This window comes from Algoriphagus marincola DSM 16067 (assembly GCF_000429405.1).
Lineage (GTDB): Bacteria > Bacteroidota > Bacteroidia > Cytophagales > Cyclobacteriaceae > Algoriphagus > Algoriphagus marincola.
The window spans coordinates 1-2,216 of sequence record NZ_AUBU01000031.1 but is presented as its reverse complement, the minus strand read 5'-3'; the positions used below and the strand labels follow the sequence as shown (position 1 = coordinate 2,216).

Annotated in this window: 1 protein-coding gene; it reads left to right on the top strand. The window is 40.5% G+C overall.

Going from position 1 to position 2,216, the window contains the following annotated elements; translation table 11 throughout:
- Positions 1-75: 75 nt before the first annotated feature.
- Positions 76-2,216 (top strand): autotransporter outer membrane beta-barrel domain-containing protein (locus G457_RS22915; RefSeq protein WP_211230234.1); only part of this gene is annotated, 2,141 nt, incomplete at its 3' end.

Below are 2,216 nucleotides of genomic sequence, written 5' to 3'. Positions count from 1 at the left end.
GCTACCAACAGCTGCCCAACTCAAACCATAGATTTAACAGGCATTTCGGCTACCAACCAGCCTGCTAATACCATCTTGACCTGGCATACTGGTGTGCCGGCTACAAACGCCAATAAAGTGAGTAATCCGGCGGCTGTTATATCAGGTGTTTATTATGCCTCTTTTTACAGTCCATCAGAAGACTGCTATACGCTGAATGGTGAGGCAGTTACCTCACTGATCGCAGATGGAGATACTGATTGTGATGGTGTAATCGATTCTATTGATATCGATGATGATAATGATGGAATATTGGATAGCGAAGAAGGCGACGGGGACACCGACGGTGACGGTATTCCAAACCGTTTGGACCTAGACTCAGATGGTGATGGCTGTAGCGATACAAAAGAAAGTGTTAGTCCATTTAACGATTGGACGCCATCACAATTAAATACCGCTTTATGGTTGGATGCAGCCGACGCCTTTACCATTACCGAAGTTGGTGGATTAGTAAGTCAGTGGAATGATAAGAGTGGGAATGGTTTAAATGTTACATCTACTATTAACAGAGAGCCTACAACTAATAGTGTAACAATAAACGGATTAAATACCTTAGATTTTACAAATGATGAAATGAGTACCTCAGATAATCCATTTGGATCTACTATTAATAATGCATTTATTATTACTGTTTATCGGGTAGATGCGATAAATTCAGGGTCACTTTTTTCATTGACGGGAACCAACAGTTCTTCAAATAGATGGAACGCTCATGCGCCCTGGTCAGATGGTGTTGTATATTTTGATATTAGTCTAGCAAGTGGGTATCGTGTCTCATTAGGAGGTTATGCGAGTGCTGGGAGTGTTTTAATCAGTGGTTTTTATGGATCTACAACAGATAATGTACAACAAGTTTATAGGAATGGGAATTTGTTTGTAGGTGATGCAACCGGTCACACTGTAAATACAGTTGGCAATATTTTTATAGGTTCTTCAAATGGGGTTAGTTTTCAAGATGTTTCAATTGGTGAATTCATTGTAATAAATGGAACAATTAACAGTAGCAACCGCCAAAAATTAGAAGGCTACCTTGCTCACAAATGGGGGCTTACAGCAAATCTACCGGCTAGTCATCCTTACAAGGATTCACCACCACTCCCAGAAGGTGGTAACGCTTGCAATCCTTATATAACAGGTGCCAATAATGTTTCAACCTACAACACAGGAGCAGATACTAACAACAATGGTTTGTTGGATGTATTTGAGAATATGGGTAATCCAGGAAGCATTAACTACACGTCTACTTATAATGAGTTCGCGATCAACGATGAGATAAATGCTTGTATCGATACTGATGGCGACGGCATAGGCGATGTATTTGATCTGGATGATGACAACGACGGTATTTTAGATACCGATGAAGGTGATGCTGATATAGATGGCGATGGTATTCCTAACCGCTTGGATTTAGACTCGGATGGAGATGGCTGTAGTGACGGCGTAGAGGCAGGCAATACCGGTGTAGATAACAATGATACTGTAAATTATAAAACAGGCACTGATGCCAATTGTAACGGATTGTTGGATGAATTTGAGGATGGAACGACAGGAAACATCAACTATACATCCACATATGCTGACTTTGCTTTAGAGGATACTTTAAATGCATGTCTAGATACGGACGGCGATGGTGTTGGCGATTTAATCGATATTGATGATGACAACGATGGGATATTGGATACTGATGAGGATAATTTGGTATCCGGACTCACCGTCGTATCAGCGGGTCTGGGTGTTGAGCTAGGTTCCAATGCCTTTACAGTCACATCATCCTTAACAGGCAGTTGGACAAATAGTGTGCAATCCAATGATTTGGGAGTAGCAGCGGGGGAAGATTTTGAATTAAGCTTTACTGTAGGTCAGGTTTCTACACGTAAGATAATGATCGGCTTAAATGCTGTGGGTAATAATAGTACGGATAGTTACACGGACATTGATTATGCGATTTATTTGAATTCGAACAACGTAGTTCAGGTCTATGAAAACGGTTCAAATCGAGGCAACTTATCCAGTGTAACATCAGCAAATGATGTGTTTAGCATCAAACGAATAGGAACAACTATCACCTACTTAAAGAATGACGAAGTTTTTTACACAAGTACCATAGCCTCAACGGCTAATGATTATTATATCGATAGCTCTATTGCAGATGACGGCAATAATGGATACACTATATC